The organism is Microcoleus sp. BM001215392 (assembly GCF_036700185.1).
Lineage (GTDB): Bacteria > Cyanobacteriota > Cyanobacteriia > Cyanobacteriales > Microcoleaceae > Microcoleus.
The window spans coordinates 3,720-5,588 of record NZ_JAUBOJ010000445.1 but is presented as its reverse complement, the minus strand read 5'-3'; the positions used below and the strand labels follow the sequence as shown (position 1 = coordinate 5,588).

General features: G+C 45.9%; 3 protein-coding genes. All 3 read right to left on the bottom strand.

Going from position 1 to position 1,869, the window contains the following annotated elements; translation table 11 throughout:
• Window positions 1-30: 30 nt before the first annotated feature.
• The 3 genes from QT974_RS30285 to QT974_RS30275 all read right to left on the bottom strand — a co-directional run bounded on the left by QT974_RS30285 (window position 31) and on the right by QT974_RS30275 (window position 1,724).
• Window positions 31-270, bottom strand: coding sequence for a hypothetical protein (locus tag QT974_RS30285; RefSeq protein ID WP_333472087.1), 240 nt, complete (start codon window positions 268-270; stop codon window positions 31-33).
• 286 nt (window positions 271-556) lie between these two features.
• Complete coding sequence (locus QT974_RS30280) at window positions 557-754, bottom strand: hypothetical protein (protein WP_293349997.1); 198 nt, start codon at window positions 752-754, stop codon at window positions 557-559.
• A complete protein-coding gene (locus QT974_RS30275; RefSeq protein ID WP_333472086.1) occupies window positions 726-1,724 on the bottom strand; it encodes a hypothetical protein in 999 nt (332 codons plus the stop codon). The genes QT974_RS30280 and QT974_RS30275 overlap by 29 nt, the downstream gene beginning before the upstream one ends.
• Window positions 1,725-1,869 lie beyond the last annotated feature (145 nt).

Here is a 1,869-nt window from a genome sequence, read left to right as displayed (position 1 = left end):
GGAAATCTCAAGATTTTACGGTAATCCAGCCTACCACTCATAACCGTGTTCTTTTCCCCATTCTATCCACGCTTGAGTCATAAGCTTCATTCGATCGCACTTTTCAGGTTTTGCCACCGGATTATCACCAGTAATTGCCCTCAATGCCCAAAACCAATGATCGGGTTTTTGTTCGAGATCGCGCAAAATCAACGGGACAACAGCCGGGCCCATACCAATAATTCTCTGATAAGCTGCGTGCATTGACTTCTGTGCAACCAATGACAGCATCCTGGTTTCTGCACGCCATTCTTCGGCGAGGTTATTAAACTCCGCTTCTAGTTCGAGCTTGCTTTTAGTGGGGTATTTATAAGCGGTAATAACAAATTATCTCCCTAAAACGCGGCAACCTTAAATTTTGCCCCACAGTTGGGACATTCCGATCGCACTTTTAACTAATCTCAATACCAATCTCGTAAGCGAGGCAGACCGAAGGTATCGCCCCAACATCCGCAAATCATGACAACTCCCATCACCCAGTAGGGACACGACACAGCGCCGTGTCCTTCATCGTAGCTTATCGGCGACAGCCTTCGGCGATCGCCCTTAACACTGCTAGCCGCACTTCAGGATGCGATTTTTCAAGACCGTTAGCCCGAAAAATCCAGTGTCCGCCACCCGCGTGCTCGATCGCAATCTTCTGTCCGTCAGGCAAAACGATTTGCCACCAATTCAACACAGTGGCTTTAATCAGTTGGCACTGAATCTCGGTCAATTGAGCCTCCATCAGCTTCAGTTGACGCATGATTGGGTTTTGGGCAGATGACTTCATGATTTTTCTCGTTAAATGAATTAGACAGTTTTGTGGCGGGGATTTCAGTTTGCTGAGTTTTCAACTTAATTTGACTTTCTGCACTTTTAGCCTTAACCTTACCTTCCGAACTTTTCGCCTTCACCTCCCTTGTACCACCTTTATGCTCATTTTTAACTCCAAAACCTTTAGATTTAACTTTGTCTTTAGCAAAAGTTGAAGTTTGTTCGGCTGCCGGCTTCTTAAACTCAGCGTCTAATTGGTCTAAAATCTGCTCCTGTTCAGGAGTGTGCTCCGCTGGCTGCTCCAAATTTCTAGGGTTGTATTCGTCAACCAGCCGCCCCAAAAATTCCGAAATTGACATTCCCGCAGCGGCTGCTTTTTTGGTTAAAAGAGTGTAGGTGTCGGTTTTGATCCGAATTTGTTTTAACCTGAGGTTGGGATTGTTGTCAACTGTTTCGGCAATCGTTATTGCTGTAATCCTTTCTTTGGGGATCACATCCACAACTTCTTGCCACTTTTCCTGCAAAGCACAGTCGCCGTATTGATCTGTAACTGCGTGTTTGAACAAAGGGACAACTTGAGCGACGCAACTAGGCAAAATTTCAAATCCGGCTTTGATTAAGCGCAGGCAAATTGCCGCAGATTTGATAATTTGCGTGCAATAAAAATACTGTCTGCCTAGCGCTTGTTCGCAGTAACTTTTGAAAGTTTTGAATTTGTTTTTGTACAAGCGCAGTTTTCGGATCGCGTCCAGCATAATCCCTTGCCGCACGTAGTCGAGGAATCCCCTTTTTATTTCGCCTGTCAGGTACTCTAAATCGTGAAAGGGCGATTGATTCTGGATTTCTTCTTCAAAGTCTAGCAGGGGGCCTGCAAAGTGAAAGTTGGAGGCGATATCGCCTAGGTAGAAGTTGTCGGTAGATGTGGTCATGATCGGGAAGGGGTCGAGAAAGGGAACGATACCACGGAAGTTGGGCGATCGCAAAGTTGAAGTTTTGGTCGGAATCTTTGGTACAATTTTGAGTTGGGCTGTGTTGTAAGGTCGATCGACCTTTTACATCGCATCACCTCCGGGC

Excerpts from the sequence above, each read along its gene's own strand:
- QT974_RS30275 (WP_333472086.1), bottom strand. The coding sequence starts at position 1,724 with ATGACCACATCTACCGACAACTTCTACCTAGGCGATATCGCCTCCAAC.
- QT974_RS30285 (WP_333472087.1), bottom strand. The coding sequence starts at position 270 with ATGCTGTCATTGGTTGCACAGAAGTCAATGCACGCAGCTTATCAGAGA.